Here is a 15,780-nt window from a genome sequence, read left to right as displayed (position 1 = left end):
ATTAATGCCTTATAAAAAATAATATGTAGTGAAAATCAATAAAGTGAAGTAGCGAATCAAGTACCACATGGCCTCATTTTGTGTCAGAGTTTTCTTCTTGTATGAATCAAACATGCCACTAAATAAGTACGCTCCTAACAAAAGCATTCCTCCAAAGTATGTAAGCCCGATGATTGTTGCGATAGTGTCTGAGCTAGCAAGGCCAACTACAGTTTCATTCCAAGCATCAACAGTCTTTGACATAGTTATTTCTCCTGAAGCGCATCAACGCCTCGCGGCAATGGAGGGTGCTCAAGGTACTCGGTTATTTGGTCTTGAAGATTCTTGATTTGAATCTCAAAGGCTTGGTAATTAAATTTTCGGTTAGCTGACTGATCGGAGTATGTTTTTAAACTTTCACTGTGCTCAATGATTTTGCCAAGTTGTGACTCAATCACTTCTAACCCCATCCGCTCGCGGATAATGTCAGGTTCTTTTGAGTTATTGCTGCTCATTGCTAATGCCGGTGCCGATAGCAAAAGAAAAAGCAAACCACTCGATATTGCTGTTCTTTTCATAAAAAAAATCGCCATGTGATAAAACATGGCGATAGGTTATTTGTAGATTGAATTCGGGGCAAAATTAGGTGGTTATCCACGTTTAACCCGAAGTGGAACTTATCGGTAATAAGTCACAACCCTGATATTTGGGAAGCAATACTTGGTTCCGCTCAAACCTGTATTCGCATTACCAATCAGATTTATTCGTGTTGAAGATACGGAAACCTTACAATCGATACTTTTTTGAGTGCATGATGCACCACCATGAGCACCACCTGAGCAAACCGCATATCTCATAGTGCCTACTGTGTAGGTTTTTGTTCCTGATGTTGGTACTGCGAAGGTGCCAGAAAAGGCTTGGGAGTATGGTTGCAAATTTGAAGCATAACTATTATCTGCATTTTTAGAGTAAGCCGTGATAATTGAAACGGCTTTTGCCCCTGATGGAAATGAAGCGGATTGACTGTTTGCAGTGCTAGTGCCCCATACACCGCCATTATTTTTACTGGTGGGTTTTGGTGACTTCTTCCAGTTGCTTTCGCTTGTATTCGCAGAAACACTAATATTTGTATGATTATTGCTTTGTGTTGGCATTGATTCAATATCGGCAGCATAGGCCGAACTTCCAACGCAAATTGCGATGATTACAGAGAGGAATTTTTTCATTATGTAGCCCCTATTTATTATGAGAGGTTACATTGTATTCACTGTGAAAATATGATCATTTTTAGGTGGTCAAATCAGCGTTATTACCGTGGTAATAACGCTGAACATGTCTGTCGATATTAATCAATTAGAAGTTATCTCAGTTTTTCGTACACCAAACATATTTCCGTTCGCCTCCACCGGCTTCAAAATATCCGAAGTTTCGATGAGTGAACCCCTTTGGGCAGCCATTTCGAACGCTTTGTCCCATACAATAAACATTAACTCTTGTTTTGTTGCCGGACATTACATAATCACCGCATTTAGAGCCTGATGGCATATCGCTCGAATGATTATTCGATTGAACAGTCATATTGCTTATGTCAGCAGCATTTGCAGCCCCCAAAAACAATGCAAGAGGCATGAAGGTAAATTTAGATTTGTTCATTGTAACCGCATTAATTTTTCTCAACAAATTGAACAATTGAATGAGGCGATTGAGCTCGCCTCATTTGATTTACATCACCAAAACTTTTGTAATCATTGGTGATTTATAACTGTATGAGCCAGATGTGGTGTAAGACGAAACCGAATTACCTTCTTTCTTTAATATCACTGTGGTTGTTGTTTCTGTTAGCCCTCCACAGCTCCCTTGCGCACATCCTCCTATGTTACCATTGCTTGTATAAGACTTATAACTAAAAGTATCCAGCGTATAGCTACTTGAGCTTGGATCTACCGCATAAGTTTTTGCAGACTTACCAGCCAATTGGACAGATACAAATTTTGAATTGCTACCTATAGCTACTGTATCTTTTGCCGAACCTGAATAAACCGATTTCCACTGGTAGGTGTCCGTCGATGTTGGTTTGGGTGATTTACTCCAATTGCTATTACTCGCATCACTTGAAACGCTAATGCTCGTATGGTTGTTCGATTGGATAGGCATAGTGCTTACATCGGCAGCATTAACAACCCCGACAGAGGAAAGAGCTATCAGTACAGCAAGCAAATATTTATTTGTTTTCACGTTCCATTCTCCTGTTTTTATAAATGGAACATTAAAAGTTGCACAGTTCGAGACTGGAATCACATTTAGGCGGTTAAAGTTGAATTTTTTGTAATAAAAAAGGGCGTGAATAAATCACGCCCTTTTCGTGGAATATTTATTTTCTTCTTCTAGCTATTCCTAATCCCAGTAAGCCTAATAAACCAAACACACCAAGAGAACCACCGCTAGAGCCACCTGAACTTTCACCGCCATTGTCGGGTTCTTCAGGATCAACAGAATCTACATCCCATTTATTCACATGGATAACTTGATTATCACCTAATAGAATTTGACCCTCACCACCATTACTCGTGACACTTAACGAACACACATCAAAGGGCTGTACACTATCGGCACTATGGTGCTCGGCAGTGTTGTTGTCGTGTTCAGGAGAGAAACAAGCAATAGTGCTGGTATCTACATCAGCATCACCAGTCGTGGTAATCGTGTTTAATAAATTTACTGTTGAGTTATGAAGCGATTGAATCTTAACAGTCACAGCATTTGAGCTATTTACTTTTACCCAAGATGCGTAGTTCCATGCGTTAATATTATCTAATAAAAAGTTTTGCGTGGCTGCATAATCCATGCGATTCGCATAGCTACCGTTCATTGAATCCAAGTCAGCATCTGAGCTAACAATGTCACTAACATTGACCCCCTCAGTTGTACCGCTATCTGCGTGATATGAGTGCCCCGCATCTTGTAAGCCGTATGGTGATAATGAGTGTAAGATGCCAACCATGTAGCCATCTTTAAATAATGCTGCGCCAGAGTCCCCATCAATGATTCGCCCCTGATTTATTTCATACGTCACCATCATATTTGGATCTAACGTTTCACAATAGCCATCATCATGAGTTGCACCGTCAATAGTGCAAGCCTCGACATTTGGGGTATTAGCTAAATCCCAATTCCCGTAGTGCCAATTCGCCAATGTACGTTGTTCTATATAGTTTAATTCTGGATTGGTTTGACCAAATCCATATAGTCGAAGTAAATCATTATCTGACAATGTAACGTTGGAAATTGGGGCGAATGTAGAGTGCTTTAGTGCATCATCCAATTCCCAAACGGCAACATCAAGCATTGGTGAGCTATAACCGGTTGAGTCAGGGTTTTCAGTCTGAGCTTTGTACTCAGTATATTCAGTCGGAATATTAGATTTTTTTACACTCAACGTTTGATACACGCCATCAACGGACGAGCCTTGATTACAGTGAGCAGCAGTGATAACCCACTTCCCGCCAATTACCGTACCGGTGCAGTATGCAGAAGAATCACTATTCGCAATAACAATATTATCTTGATCAACACGGTCTACGTTGTGATAAACCAAACTGGTATCAACTGCAAAAACATTAGCAGAAACTAACGCAGATAAAAGAGTAACGGAGGTTGTAAGTTTTTTCATGATTTAATTCCTTTTTCACAACATACAAGTATTATAATTCACACAGGGAATAATACAAGTATTATATTTGTGATTTTTAATCATTTGTTTTTCTTATTGATTTAATTTGTGATGCAAGACACATTCACATTAATCTCACCATTTGAAAGTTGCACCCATGCGTCATCAGACTGGCGAACCGCATAATACCGCAAGTACACTTTCCATGCGCTCGAAGTTTCTGTGTAATAGGTATTTATTGCCCCTAATTCACGCATATTGTAACCGGCAATAGATTTTACACTGGTAGAAATTGCTGGCTTTAAACCTGCTGGACAACTTGGTTTTGGAACGCTAGTGCCATTGGCAACAGGAAAACTCGAAATCACACTTGCAGCCAAATTCATTTGCTTTCCGTCCTGCGTTCTCACAGTGACGTTCTTTGCATTGGCAATCGAGTAATTACCACCAACATCCCAATCATCTTCTAATTTCCTATTACCCTCAGCATCAATAAAGCCTTCTAATGCTGCACTTGCACTGGAACGGTTTACGCGAACGGTCATTGTTTTTGATGGTTTATCGTAAGTAAGGAATGGAACACGCCCCATAAACATTCCGGCTACCCTGTTGGCTTCTTCTGTTGGGAGCGTTGTTAATGGATATGACAATGTTAAGTGCATTACTATATCGTTCGCTGCATCTTTATCTATTCGGTTATAAGAGATTGAGTCACCCCAGTAAGTTTTTTCTACGGACTGGCATTTTCCCGCAGATACCTCAGTAGCGGTACACTCATTGGCGTAACCTTTATCAACCAAATCTGCAGGTGTTTCAGGGAACCTTGTTACACTTGCATAAGGTTCAGGAGATTCAGCTTCGTATTGCTGAATCATGGTTAATTCCATAACTAGCTTATCTATTGCAGAGTTAACGTCATTATCGAAATGCTTTTTATTGGCAAACGCAAAGACACCTTGCATGACTACACCAAATATAACCAATGCAATCATTAATTCTAATAGCGCAAAACCTTTTGATTTTTTCATATTAACTTCCATCGAAAGCTGTGCGGTCAAAACAATACTTATCACCTACGCGCGGTGGTAGCTGTAATTGTGTGTATTCATTATTCATGTACTGCATCCCCCGCGAAAATGGGCTAATGCGAACTCCAATGCTAACGATAGAGTCAGATTCATTCGTGCTAACTTTAGAGTGAGGAATTGATTGCGCAACGGTGTTCGCTACAGCTCTATCTTGAAAACTTAACTGTATTGTGACCATTCTCGGGATTCTTCGGTTGGTCTTATCGCGTTCAACATCAAAGACAAAGCTGGTGGGAAAGATTTGTTCTGGATTGATGAGCCAGTTCTCACTTGCCAATTGCTCAAACGTAAAATCCTGAAAGTCCACGCAATCTTGCCACTGCTGCGCAGTCTTAGCTTTAATTGCAAGCTCTAGGTCTTTTACATAGGATTTGGCTATACTCGCTGATTCTGTTGGGTTGGCGATCTTGTTAAAATAAGTGGTAGAGACAAGCCCTACCACCGATAAGATCACGACAACGATAATTAGCTCAATTAATGCCATCCCTGTCGAGTTTCTTTTCATAAGTTAAATATCAATATAGATTTCGCCACCAGCACCATTCTCTTGAGGCTCGGTCACTGTGATAGATGCGCAGTCAGTAGAAGATTGACAAGCTTTGTACGATTGACCAGCTAAAGTGTCAGCTAACTCAGCAAAACGGCCATCTGGAATACCAGTTACACCAACGCTAAGGTGAGCTGCCCCAAAGTTTGTAGACGGTGCAACAACCCAGTCACCACCGAATGGGTTTGTGCCGACACCATCATTACCAGTACCACACATAGTTTCAGTTAAATATCCATCGTTACATAGGACGCTAATATCTGTAATTACGTTGTAGTTACCTGCACCTTTTTTCGCTCGTGCATCACTAGCGATTAACGAAATACCATCACTGGTTTGCTTCTTGAGAGATTGAAAATCTGCACCACCTCGGAATGCAGCGATAGCAGCCCCCAATACCCCCATAATGACAAGAACAATGACAAGTTCAATTAAAGTGAAACCTGCTTGTTTGTTAGCTTTAAATTTCTTCATAATATTTCCATTAATAAAATTAAAAGTGATTAAATGTGCACAGGGAAATTCTATCTATACCTATGAATTTTCATAATTTAGACGGTTAAAAGGTCATTCCAGCATTAGCAAGTTGCGCGGCCATTTGTCCAGCAAAGGCCAGCACGATTAGAAGCCCCACCACCAGCAATCCAAAGTAGCCACTATATTTACCGATTCGGTCTAAAGATTTGTTCAGAACTTTTTCGTGACGCTCCGCCACCATGACTAAAAGCTCATCAATTCCATCATTTGATTTAGATGTGATTGACTTAATACGAGCGATTTCTTGATCCAAAAGCAAGCCTGTATCCATAACCTGACCTACACCGGTCTTATCTGAAATTGAATAAAGCATTTCTTTTGCATGGTTGGCCAGATAGGGGTCGCTTGATTCTTTAACTGCGTCTAATGCCGTTTTGAGTATCTGCTTAGACTTGAGCATTACAGCCATTGAGCGCAAGAAAGAAGAAGCTGTTAATATCCGGTATTGTTTAAAGATGATGAAATTATCAAACCTTGAGAATCGTACATCAGCAGTCCAAGTAGCCAGTATGATTTGAATGACAAAAATCAACGAGAATACAGCCAGTACCAAAAAGTACCAGTTGTACATAAAGAACTTGCCAAAACTGTAAGAGATTTGAGTTATTACAGGGAAGCTCAAAATTGGCTTGTCCACCAGCATTGGTTCAATGACAAGTTGCGCCACAACGGCATTCATTACATTTCCTAGAATGATAAGGAACAAAGGATACCCGTTTGCTTTAACAATTTTTCCAGTCACACCAGATTGGTTTTCCAGTGTTGTTTTGGCGTTTTCTAATGCTTGAATCTGTCTTCTGTTCCCTTCACCAGCTTTAATGGATAGAACAATCATTGGATCAAACCATCCATCAAGCGCTCGTGACAACGAAGCCCCGCGATTTAAAACGGAATAGATTTCGCTGTACGCTGTGCGGTTTTTAGGTGTACAGAACTCTAGTGAGTTTCGCATGGCTTCAAGTGGCGACTGCTTGGCATTTAAAGCAAGTATCAAGTCTTCTAAAAGCTCTAATTGCTGTTCACGGTTAAATACCCTATTTTTTTTAATTTCAGACAGTTTCTTTTTTATATGCTCTCTGATAATCCCAATATTCATTAAGCACCTACCTCAGCAGTGTTAATGCTTATTTCATCGATTAGTTCACCGTAGTTGAATGATGTGGCATTGGAGTTATCGAGCTCACCAACAACCCTTGCAGCAGCATGAATGTCAATAATGCCAAGCTTGATACAGTGCAAAGCATGATCTCGTACAGTAGGAAAGCCTTGGCTTTTTAGGTAAGCAACCATTTCAGTTGTCTTTTGATCTTCAATAAACTGACGAACATTATCATCAAGCATCAGTATTTCGGCTAAAACGGTTTTACCTGACTTGCCTGTAAACTCACATTGATTACAGCCTTTATCATTTGAATATCTCAAACCTTCAAGTTGACCTTTGAAAATGCTTTCAGCGTAGTTCAAGCGATTTAAGCGTGTCTCAGCAGAGAATATTCTCGCTTCAACCCCTGACACCAAAGCGTCCTTGAGCTCGGTTTTGAGTATGGACTTATGCTCATCATGCGAATGACAACAAGCCTGACAAACTTTATCGGGCAGTTTTTGGTGCATAAAACATGTGAAAGCGTCTTTATCAGCGGCCTGCAATGGATTTAAACCATAGGTATTCATTAGCATGTTTGGCACACCAGTAGCGCTGGAGACGTGCATTGTTCCTAACAGTAAGTGACCTGTGGTTGCTAGGTGATAAAAGACCTGGACAGACTGCTTATCACGCAGCTCACCAAACACACCAACATCAATATCTTGACGAAGTAAACGTCTACCAAAATAAGCAAACGAACCAATCTTCACACCTAGGTTATCTTCATCACCAGAAACGTTGATTTCTGTTTGTGAAGCATTTTCCAAAATAAGCTCAATTGGATCTTCAAGTGTATGGACACTCTTATTTTCTGGTATCGCATCAACCAAAGAGGCTAGGGTGGTTGTCTTACCCGAACCGGTTTGACCAGTAATTAATAAAGAGCCAGACGGCTGATTTATTGTGTGCATCAGCATTTTTATCTGAGCGGGCAAAAAACCTAAATCAGTAAGTGTTGGTACTTCATTCGAAAACGGTTCAAGTGAACGAATGACGATCTTACATCCATTTCTAATTGGAACCGTTGACGCACGGAACCGGCAGCTTTTACCTTCTATAAGCCAACTGAACGTTGTGTCATTCGCCTCTGTTGGCAAGAATGAACCATTCGAGCCCTCAGAAGCGTATGTACCAAAAATCAACCCGCCCAAGCGTAAACCGTATTCGGCCTCACGCGCTGAGTCATAATGTCGAGTGACACCACCAGATGTGCGAACGTAAACAATCGTAGATTCACTTGTGGCCTTGATGTGAACGTCAGCCACCTTCTTCTCGCGCACTTCATATAAAAGTTGCTCTAACTCACCGATAGCCTGTTTATTTGCTTCGTCACTTAGGTCGATTGCGGAATTGGATATGTCTTTCAATAAATCATTATTAGACTTTGATAGAACCTCTTTTATTGCTTGGCGAGAAGCAATTCTGACCACTACATCCTGCTTCGGTGCGTCTAAATTGTTTTGGTATTCATTCGCTGCTTGAATCAGATCATTAATAAATGGGTTTGTAATATCCGTACAACAAACCACAAACTTTTCGGTCAATATGCAAGAACCATCTTTCTTGCATAGGTTTAAAATGGACTCATCTTTGAGTACATCGTAGTTACCATCGAGTAAGTCTTGAATGATAGCTAATTCATGGTCTGCAGAATCAACCATATTGCTTGCAGCCCTGTCATTGACTTGGTTTGTTTCTGAATCAGTTGTCATTAGTACACCTTAAAGCATTGATTCTTTGAGTTCTGCTTAACGCATAGTGATTGGTCATCTAACTGCGTAACTGCAATCCTTGGAATGTCTTTTGATGAGCTATACACAATCCCCTGAAGATTTAGCGATACAACCTCACCGTTGTAGGTGATCATGGCCTCAAGTTCATTGTTAATTTTGCTGATTGAGATTAATGAAATTTGCCCATCTTGACTTACACCACTTTCGTAGCTACTTGGCTGAGCAGGTTCGATTACCGCTGGTGGCTCAGTGGCAACACGTACTGGTGTACTACTGGATACCCCGTAATCAGAATCGTTTGAAGATGATGCAATAGTCTGGCGTTTGAATGATGCTGTATCAGTTTTGAGTCTTGCTTCTTCAAGCTGAGCCTTTTGATTTTCGTTGGCAATTAGCAAATTTCTGTGTATTTGCTCAGAGCGATAAATACCTAGACTATCGATACTTGGTAACATCAGTTGTGGTGCATTCGCAGCATCAGGAGCTTCAACTTTCTTTATTACCGTTTGACCAGAACCACCAGCTTGAGCGGTTTGTGTTGATCTTGGCGCTGACTTTGCGAAAGGGTTTGAAATGCTTGTGTCATTAAAGAAAGTAAAATACACAATGGCACACGCTGCTACAGCTACAACGGAATACGCAAGAGAATTTGGGATCTCACGCTTAGCCGCTTTTTGTTTGTTGTTTTTGTTTCGTCTAGTCATCTTAAATACCTACAAGTTCCATTGTTTGAGTCACATTAAAAGATCCATCGTTGTTGTCTGTAATATCTAGCTTTACAGACATGAGTGGGATTCGTTTATATGCCTCATATAACTCATTCAATTTTTTTAAAGTCATTGATTGGCCGCTGAACGTAATCAATGCAGAACGATAATTTTTGTTTTGCTTTATTGTGGAAACCTCAAAACTTTCTACACCGGCAGCAAGATTCAAATCTCTCAACTGTGAAAGGTTCAGATCTAAATCAACAATCCATCGCTTAAAGCCTTTGATGTAATCGCTTCGTTCAAATGCCCCCTCAAGAACAAACACACCGGCATCCATTTTTAGCTTGTCATCACCTGCGTTATTCCTAGACCACAGTAAAAATGGTGTTTGTGGGGCGCTATCGATGTATGGAGCAATTGTTGCTTTGTATTTGCCAGCACGAGATACGCTAATATCTTTCATAGTCCAGCCCTCACGATGGAAATATTTATCAGCAACTTTCATTGCATGAAAAAACTCCTCCGAAACGTGAGCATCTTTAAGCGCATTCCTATATTGAGCATGTTCATCTTTAGTCACGTAAGTAACCGTGTTGTCTTGATGAATGAATGTTTTGAAACCCCAAAATGCTGCTGCCATTGACGCCAGAATTACACATCCAAGAATGAGTAATCCTTTTGAACGTTCTTGGTTTTGGCTTAAAAGTTCGTGGACAGGCTTGGTATAAAAGTACAAGTCGTCTTGCTTTGGTTCGGGCGGATTAAAATCAGTCACCTCTAACTGCAAACCAAAGTGAGAATAAATATCTGATATTTTCTTGATATTTATCTCAGGGCTTTTGACGATCTTATTGTCGTATCCATTGGCAAGTTGCTGGGCGATGTAGGTTGTTAATTCAACACTTAATCGACCAGAACGAGCATCAACCACTTTGCCTTCACTTATAAACAGAACGCTTACCAATTGGCTCTCGGTGTACTTTTCGACTCCGTGTGATGGAGCTATGGCAATGAATGTTTTGCTCATTGTGATAGCTTCATTGGCAATAGCATTTACGCGCAATTGCTCGTCAGCGGTTGTGCTCGCGATATACGTTGTTTCACCTAGCTTGCAAAGACCGGCATAGTCGTATGCCGGAAGCTTTTTTAAAACCTTTCGTATAGCTGATTTACTATCATTCTGAATTTGGAAGATTTTCATATCATCCGCCTTACTTAACGATGGTTGGTGTTAGCAATACAATGGTTTGGCTAGTTTGATCACGACCGGAATTACCGCCCATAGCTGGATTTTCAAATGACTGCTTTTCACCGGATGATGTTGTTCCTTGGCTGTAACCCGAAAGCACAACAGTTCTACCGTCTTGTACGCGGATTGATTGGTTGAATCGTTCTTCGCTAATATTCGGTGTTTTAATTTGAACATTCGGCATATCAACAACACCAAAATCACCAAGCTTTGAAACTGTCGCTGACAATTGCATGATCACTTCGTCATCAATAATTTTTGGCAGGATACGCATTGAGAACCCCTCAGAAACGATGCCCTGAGATACCTCTGCATAATCATTGTCGCTATCACTACTGATTGTCGGGATGGTGACATCTTTGATGTAGGCTTCTTTGCGTAAACGTTCGATCTCACCAACACGGTTATTTGTCACAAGTAAAGATGGCTCAGTTGTAATAGCTACATTACCTTGCTCTTGCAGTGCATTAATCAGAATGCTTGTACCATCAAACTTTCCGCTTGAAGCGGTGTATGAAAATGCACCCAAGTTATCAAGTGAATTAACAACACCGCCATTTGCTGTTGAAGCAAAGTTCAAGGCTCCGTCAGTGGTTTTTCGTACTAAATTCCAATCAATACCAAATGAATTATTCTTGGTTGTTTGGAATGTAAGAATGCGAACCTTGATGTTTACTTGCTTGCCGTAGATGGCGTTCATGCTTTCAACGTACTTATTGATTTTGCGAATTGTCCTTGGTCTTGCTGAAACAGTGACAGAGCCAGAGGCTTTGTTAGCTTTTACACCGGCACCAGCTTTTAGTTCTTCGCTACCGATAATGCTTTCAATGGCATCAACGGTGTCATCAATTGGGCTGGCATCGTCAGCTTTAATGCTTGAGTATTGATCTTGGTCAGCGTTGAACAATGAGCCACTAGAAGATTCAGAGTCACTATCTTCACCATCGGTAAGATCTGCAGCCGCTTGCTTACCAATCATAAAGTCGTGTTTACCGACAAGGTTGGCCAAAGAGTATGTTTCTGTTTCCCATGCAAGAACGCTAATAGAGCCCTCGGACGATAAATCAACTTTATAGTCCGTTTGAGATTCAATATTTCTTGCTAAATCGCTAATAGAACCATCAACGTTGATTTTTACCGGAATGTTTTTATTTGTTTCGCGACCATAGAACACTGAAACATGAGCGCGTCTGGCCACATCACGTAAAACATTATCTAAACCTACTTCTGTGGTATTAATTTTCACAGGGATTCGATCAGCCCAGATTTTCGGCTTATTTAATTTGATTGGAGTTAAATCAACCGGTGGGGCGCTGATATACATGTCTTTATGTGCATTGGTGATTTTTGTAATTTGACCACCAATATCATTCGCTTTTTCTTTTTGTTCCTTATAAGCCATAGCCCCACACCCTGACAAAAGCAGAGAAGAACTAACGACTACGGCTAAAGCGCATTTATTAAACTTCTTCATTAATCTTCCCTTATTGTGATTTGTTCAAGATGTAAACTTCGCGTTTAGACTCAAGAAGTTTTGGGGTAATACGTGGGTAACGAGAAACAAGCTTGCTCAGCGCATCAGCAATGCTGTTTTTGCTAATTAATGGATAATCAACCGTGATCATGTAATCTTCATCGGCAACCCAGCCAGTAGATTCATCAAGCGTCCATCCGAACTGTTTAGCTAACGCAGATACATTTTTTGATAGCGTGCCTTTTTTAACGTTGAACACAGATGCGTTGGTAGCAAAGCCGTTTTGATGGAAGACAACGTATTTGTTTTTGTCATTAACCAAGGCATACAGCTTCTTATCATTTACAACGCTCAATTCTTCATCTTCATCGAAATGCTGCTTATTCAGACGGTTCAAGCTTTCTGTAACAAACTCAAAGGTTGTTTTTGAGGTAATATCTTCTGCGTTTTCAGGCTTCTCGTTTATTGTTTCAGCCATTGAGTCATCCATGTCACCCCAATAAATGGCATAGCCATCTTCAGTTAACCCTTTGCGTAGGTTATCTGCATAACTTTGGCGTGAATTGATTGTGTACACTTTTGATTTAGCCATTTTTGAGTCTTCAACTTTGCTTTCTGCTTTACCATTGGCTGAAGTATTGCCAATTGGCTTATCCGTCTTAGCTGTATCGGCTGACTTAATACTTGAATTGGTATTGATAGAAGTACCGCTAGTACCGGCAATAAGGCTCGAATCACTAGCGTTATTACCATTGCTACCATTTACACCTGTGCTACCAGCTTGGTTTGAAGAATTGGTATTTGTACTAGCGAGTTGTGATTGAGTTTTATTGACCTTATTACCGCTCAATGCGTCTTTACTTGTATCAATTGCATCGGGATGATCTGGATTTAAAGTCACGTTCTTGCTTTTTGGTTTTGGTGGCAAGATGATTGTCGTGCTTTCATTCGGTGCAGACACCTGAAATGGCTGAACGTGAACAATCTTTGAATTAGTGTCTATATCGGTAATGTAAACGGTTTGCTTGTAAAGCATATCGAACGCATCTTGTGCGCTTAACTGGCTAACATTAATTTTTAAAGGAAAGAATACTTTGTCATTTGATAGGTTCGCGTTGGCTTGTTGTGACCAATCAACCATCGAAAGGTTATATTTGCCAGCAAGTTTAACTGTTGCCTCGGTAATAGTTTCCCCTTCATTGATAGTTAAATACTCGTCTTTAACTTCAACTTTCTTAGGTTCAACTACTGGCTCGCTTGACGCGCAACCGGAAAGAACGGCAAGCTGTGAGAGAACACACCCCACCAAAATCAACTTGGTATTAGAACCAATTTTCTTATTTTTGTGTTTCATAAATATCCTAATCTCAACACTAATACGTTACTGGCAAGATTAATTCGGATATGTAGATAGCTTAAATTTAGGCGGTTAATCAAAAAAGCCGCCCTTGTTTCAGGCGGCTTTGGGCGGGATTTTGAGGTTAATTGTAGTAATACTTTAACAATTCATCTGGCTTGTACGCACCCTGAATAAACTTACCATTATCGAGCAATGTTGTTGGTGTTCCTGTCACTCCACCTAACTCGGAATTGATGTAGTTATACATTTCACTTAAATCTTCATGTGTGAATTTTCGAACTACCTTGTTGGGAATGTTTTCTTTGGGGAAAAATGCCTTTGCGAATGGGTTCTGCCACTGCCATGAACTTACTAAGTAGTTTGCTCCTTGTGAATCCATTCCATTTTTAGGGTATGGATAAAATGAAATTGTGATCCCATTTTTAACTAAAGTGGGCGCAGTTTCAGTCATCAGTTTTTGACAGTACGGACACTCTAAATCAAATAAGACAACAATCTTGTGCTTTTCATTTGGTGCCTGAAGTGTAAACATCTTAGAGTCATACTTTTTATAGATCTCATCCAAGCTACCCGCATGAGATATAAATGGTAATGCCAAGAATGCAATCAATAGAGCTTTGATGTATTTTTTCACTAAGTTTTCCTTTAAGTGCGCCTAGATTGTCAATTATTACCACGGTAATAATGCTGGTTATGATTCGCCATTATTACCACGGTAATAATGCTGATTATGGTTCGCCATTATTACCACGGTAATAATGTTTAATCTCATACTTCAGTTTTGTGTCCCTCTGCAATAACTTCATTCAATGCTTTGCTGAGCTTTAACTTCATGCTTTTTCTGAAAAACGAAAAGCTAGAAAATATTGCATTGATTGGTGCTGCTGCCGGTACTTCCTTTAAATTACTCAGCGCTATGTCCGAGATATTTTCAGGTACTTCTAATGAGAACATCTGGCAAAAAGGTATGTATTGCTGCGTTCGGTTTCTTGGCACCAATTTGTTATGCCCAACCACAACCCATACTTTCAAATTGTCCATGCTTTGAATGGCTTTGTACTTTAAGCCGCCTTTCAAAGTGTTGATTAAAGTCTCATTCAGTGTGTGACCATCACTGTCAAATATATCATTCTGATCTTCATTGTTAATCATAAAGACCAAGTTTTCGCTGTTCTCTAAGCTATACAAACTAACGGGAATACCTACATTCTTTTCTCTATTAAAGCTCGTGTTAATGAATGCACCCTTATCAAGCCCCAGTAATTCCTCTTTGTCTGTGTTGCAGTCCAAAAGGCCAGAAAGCTTGTGGCTGCTTGTTAACATTTCAAAGTGACCATTAAAGTTAAAATAGATTTCTTGGTTTACTGACTCTAAGGCTTTCCACATGTTGATGCGATATAGCGAATCGAACAGATCAAACTCTATTTGCTTGTTTATTTCAAATACAGACGAAAATGCTCTACGTACATTCAGATAGAGGGCTTCTTCGGTGATCCCGCTCAATGGAAAGGTGAACACTTTATCTTGGAGTGCTTTATCAATTGATTCTCGTGCTTCAGCTTCGAATGTTTGGTCATCAAACTCGGCCAAGTTGACAATATGCTTAAAGATTTCAGCGCTTTTGTTGCTGCGAGATACACGCTTAAACGATGTAGCTGGAATTTTTCTTTTTCCAAGGCTGGTGGAGATCGTTGCCTTTTCTAAGTCCTCAAAAATACCCGTAATTAGATGTTGAATTACCAAATTAGCTTTCATGTTAGGAATCCTTTTGTTTTTATCAAATTCATTTAATTAAGTTCAATACTAAAACAGGCCGCATTTCTGCGACCTGTCTACGTCATTATTGCTTTATTGCGTCTGTCGATTTCGTTGGGTATCGAGGTAGCAAGTCAGCTCGCTAAGCATTGTTTTTAAATCTCGGCCAGAACCACTAAATTTGAATCCTCGCATATTACCACTTCTAATAGACGCATCAATTAAGTGAATTGGTGACATGCTTTCTTTTAAAGATGTTCCTGTCTGTTGTATAGTACGCATTGCTGTTGTCATTTTCGAACCCTCTAGTTTGTTCTTGATAAGCAGTCGGGACAGGTCTGCCAACCTGTCCCTTTTTTTTGCTTAAAATTAAACTAGCGCACAATTCATCCATTTTCAATCCATTTTTTTCCAACGCTGTAATTTTTTTAACGCGCATCTATTTTCTTGCATCACTGTCATTTTTATTGACCACCCATAATATTTTAATTACTCTTAATCAATAAAACCGATAGTCGGGTAGTGGAGAAAAAA

General features: G+C 40.0%; 17 protein-coding genes. All 17 read right to left on the bottom strand.

The window, feature by feature from the left end:
* Positions 1 to 9 precede the first annotated feature (9 nt).
* Positions 10 to 243, bottom strand: a complete 234-nt coding sequence (locus tag Vgang_RS16460) for a hypothetical protein (protein WP_105903614.1) — start codon at positions 241 to 243, stop codon at positions 10 to 12.
* 2 nt (positions 244 to 245) lie between these two features.
* Positions 246 to 572, bottom strand: a complete 327-nt coding sequence (locus Vgang_RS16455) for a hypothetical protein (RefSeq protein ID WP_264923659.1) — start codon at positions 570 to 572, stop codon at positions 246 to 248.
* 84 nt (positions 573 to 656) lie between these two features.
* On the bottom strand, positions 657 to 1,205 hold the full coding sequence (locus Vgang_RS16450; RefSeq protein WP_157946054.1) for a hypothetical protein: 549 nt from the start codon (positions 1,203 to 1,205) through the stop codon (positions 657 to 659).
* 139 nt (positions 1,206 to 1,344) lie between these two features.
* Positions 1,345 to 1,632 (bottom strand): hypothetical protein, encoded by a 288-nt coding sequence (locus Vgang_RS16445; protein WP_157946055.1) that lies wholly within the window; start codon positions 1,630 to 1,632, stop codon positions 1,345 to 1,347.
* Between the two features lie 69 nt (positions 1,633 to 1,701).
* Positions 1,702 to 2,214, bottom strand: a complete 513-nt coding sequence (locus Vgang_RS16440; protein WP_105903617.1) for a hypothetical protein — start codon at positions 2,212 to 2,214, stop codon at positions 1,702 to 1,704.
* A 136-nt stretch (positions 2,215 to 2,350) separates the two neighbouring features.
* Complete coding sequence (locus tag Vgang_RS16435) at positions 2,351 to 3,649, bottom strand: trypsin-like serine protease (protein WP_105903618.1); 1,299 nt, start codon at positions 3,647 to 3,649, stop codon at positions 2,351 to 2,353.
* Between the two features lie 101 nt (positions 3,650 to 3,750).
* Positions 3,751 to 4,677 carry a prepilin-type N-terminal cleavage/methylation domain-containing protein gene (locus Vgang_RS16430; protein ID WP_157946056.1) on the bottom strand — a complete coding sequence of 309 codons (927 nt, stop codon included), beginning with the start codon at positions 4,675 to 4,677 and terminating at the stop codon, positions 3,751 to 3,753.
* 1 nt (position 4,678) lies between these two features.
* The gene (locus tag Vgang_RS16425) at positions 4,679 to 5,242 is read right to left on the bottom strand and encodes a prepilin-type N-terminal cleavage/methylation domain-containing protein (protein WP_108745530.1); all 564 of its coding nucleotides are present in this window, start codon (positions 5,240 to 5,242) and stop codon (positions 4,679 to 4,681) included.
* A gap of 3 nt (positions 5,243 to 5,245) precedes the next feature.
* Entirely contained in the window at positions 5,246 to 5,758 is a 513-nt protein-coding gene (locus tag Vgang_RS16420) for a type II secretion system protein (RefSeq protein WP_105903621.1), read from the bottom strand.
* An 85-nt stretch (positions 5,759 to 5,843) separates the two neighbouring features.
* Positions 5,844 to 6,917, bottom strand: coding sequence for a type II secretion system F family protein (locus Vgang_RS16415; protein WP_105903622.1), 1,074 nt, complete (start codon positions 6,915 to 6,917; stop codon positions 5,844 to 5,846).
* A complete protein-coding gene (locus Vgang_RS16410) occupies positions 6,917 to 8,677 on the bottom strand; it encodes a GspE/PulE family protein (protein ID WP_105903623.1) in 1,761 nt (586 codons plus the stop codon). The genes Vgang_RS16415 and Vgang_RS16410 overlap by 1 nt, the downstream gene beginning before the upstream one ends.
* Positions 8,677 to 9,402, bottom strand: coding sequence for a hypothetical protein (locus Vgang_RS16405; RefSeq protein ID WP_105903624.1), 726 nt, complete (start codon positions 9,400 to 9,402; stop codon positions 8,677 to 8,679). The genes Vgang_RS16410 and Vgang_RS16405 overlap by 1 nt, the downstream gene beginning before the upstream one ends.
* A 1-nt stretch (position 9,403) precedes the next feature.
* Positions 9,404 to 10,609 carry a hypothetical protein gene (locus Vgang_RS16400; RefSeq protein ID WP_105903625.1) on the bottom strand — a complete coding sequence of 402 codons (1,206 nt, stop codon included), beginning with the start codon at positions 10,607 to 10,609 and terminating at the stop codon, positions 9,404 to 9,406.
* Between the two features lie 10 nt (positions 10,610 to 10,619).
* Positions 10,620 to 12,059 (bottom strand): type II secretion system protein GspD, encoded by a 1,440-nt coding sequence (locus Vgang_RS16395; RefSeq protein ID WP_157946057.1) that lies wholly within the window; start codon positions 12,057 to 12,059, stop codon positions 10,620 to 10,622.
* 82 nt (positions 12,060 to 12,141) lie between these two features.
* Complete coding sequence (locus Vgang_RS16390) at positions 12,142 to 13,485, bottom strand: hypothetical protein (RefSeq protein WP_105903627.1); 1,344 nt, start codon at positions 13,483 to 13,485, stop codon at positions 12,142 to 12,144.
* Positions 13,486 to 13,612: 127 nt separating this feature from the next.
* On the bottom strand, positions 13,613 to 14,125 hold the full coding sequence (locus Vgang_RS16385; protein ID WP_105903628.1) for a thioredoxin fold domain-containing protein: 513 nt from the start codon (positions 14,123 to 14,125) through the stop codon (positions 13,613 to 13,615).
* 134 nt (positions 14,126 to 14,259) lie between these two features.
* A complete protein-coding gene (locus Vgang_RS16380; protein ID WP_105903629.1) occupies positions 14,260 to 15,246 on the bottom strand; it encodes a hypothetical protein in 987 nt (328 codons plus the stop codon).
* Positions 15,247 to 15,780 lie beyond the last annotated feature (534 nt).

Origin of the sequence: Vibrio gangliei, from assembly GCF_026001925.1 — a bacterium.
Taxonomy (GTDB): Bacteria; Pseudomonadota; Gammaproteobacteria; order Enterobacterales; family Vibrionaceae; genus Vibrio; species Vibrio gangliei.
This window is presented reverse-complemented; position numbering and strand designations above follow the sequence as displayed.

Excerpts from the sequence above, each read along its gene's own strand:
- Vgang_RS16400 (WP_105903625.1), bottom strand. The coding sequence starts at position 10,609 with ATGAAAATCTTCCAAATTCAGAATGATAGTAAATCAGCTATACGAAAG.
- Vgang_RS16380 (WP_105903629.1), bottom strand. The coding sequence starts at position 15,246 with ATGAAAGCTAATTTGGTAATTCAACATCTAATTACGGGTATTTTTGAG.
- Vgang_RS16420 (WP_105903621.1), bottom strand. The coding sequence starts at position 5,758 with ATGAAGAAATTTAAAGCTAACAAACAAGCAGGTTTCACTTTAATTGAA.
- Vgang_RS16435 (WP_105903618.1), bottom strand. The coding sequence starts at position 3,649 with ATGAAAAAACTTACAACCTCCGTTACTCTTTTATCTGCGTTAGTTTCT.
- Vgang_RS16455 (WP_264923659.1), bottom strand. The coding sequence starts at position 572 with ATGGCGATTTTTTTTATGAAAAGAACAGCAATATCGAGTGGTTTGCTT.
- Vgang_RS16410 (WP_105903623.1), bottom strand. The coding sequence starts at position 8,677 with ATGACAACTGATTCAGAAACAAACCAAGTCAATGACAGGGCTGCAAGC.
- Vgang_RS16445 (WP_157946055.1), bottom strand. The coding sequence starts at position 1,632 with ATGAACAAATCTAAATTTACCTTCATGCCTCTTGCATTGTTTTTGGGG.
- Vgang_RS16425 (WP_108745530.1), bottom strand. The coding sequence starts at position 5,242 with ATGAAAAGAAACTCGACAGGGATGGCATTAATTGAGCTAATTATCGTT.
- Vgang_RS16405 (WP_105903624.1), bottom strand. The coding sequence starts at position 9,402 with ATGACTAGACGAAACAAAAACAACAAACAAAAAGCGGCTAAGCGTGAG.
- Vgang_RS16430 (WP_157946056.1), bottom strand. The coding sequence starts at position 4,677 with ATGAAAAAATCAAAAGGTTTTGCGCTATTAGAATTAATGATTGCATTG.
- Vgang_RS16395 (WP_157946057.1), bottom strand. The coding sequence starts at position 12,059 with ATGGCTTATAAGGAACAAAAAGAAAAAGCGAATGATATTGGTGGTCAA.
- Vgang_RS16390 (WP_105903627.1), bottom strand. The coding sequence starts at position 13,485 with ATGAAACACAAAAATAAGAAAATTGGTTCTAATACCAAGTTGATTTTG.
- Vgang_RS16450 (WP_157946054.1), bottom strand. The coding sequence starts at position 1,205 with ATGAAAAAATTCCTCTCTGTAATCATCGCAATTTGCGTTGGAAGTTCG.
- Vgang_RS16460 (WP_105903614.1), bottom strand. The coding sequence starts at position 243 with ATGTCAAAGACTGTTGATGCTTGGAATGAAACTGTAGTTGGCCTTGCT.
- Vgang_RS16415 (WP_105903622.1), bottom strand. The coding sequence starts at position 6,917 with ATGAATATTGGGATTATCAGAGAGCATATAAAAAAGAAACTGTCTGAA.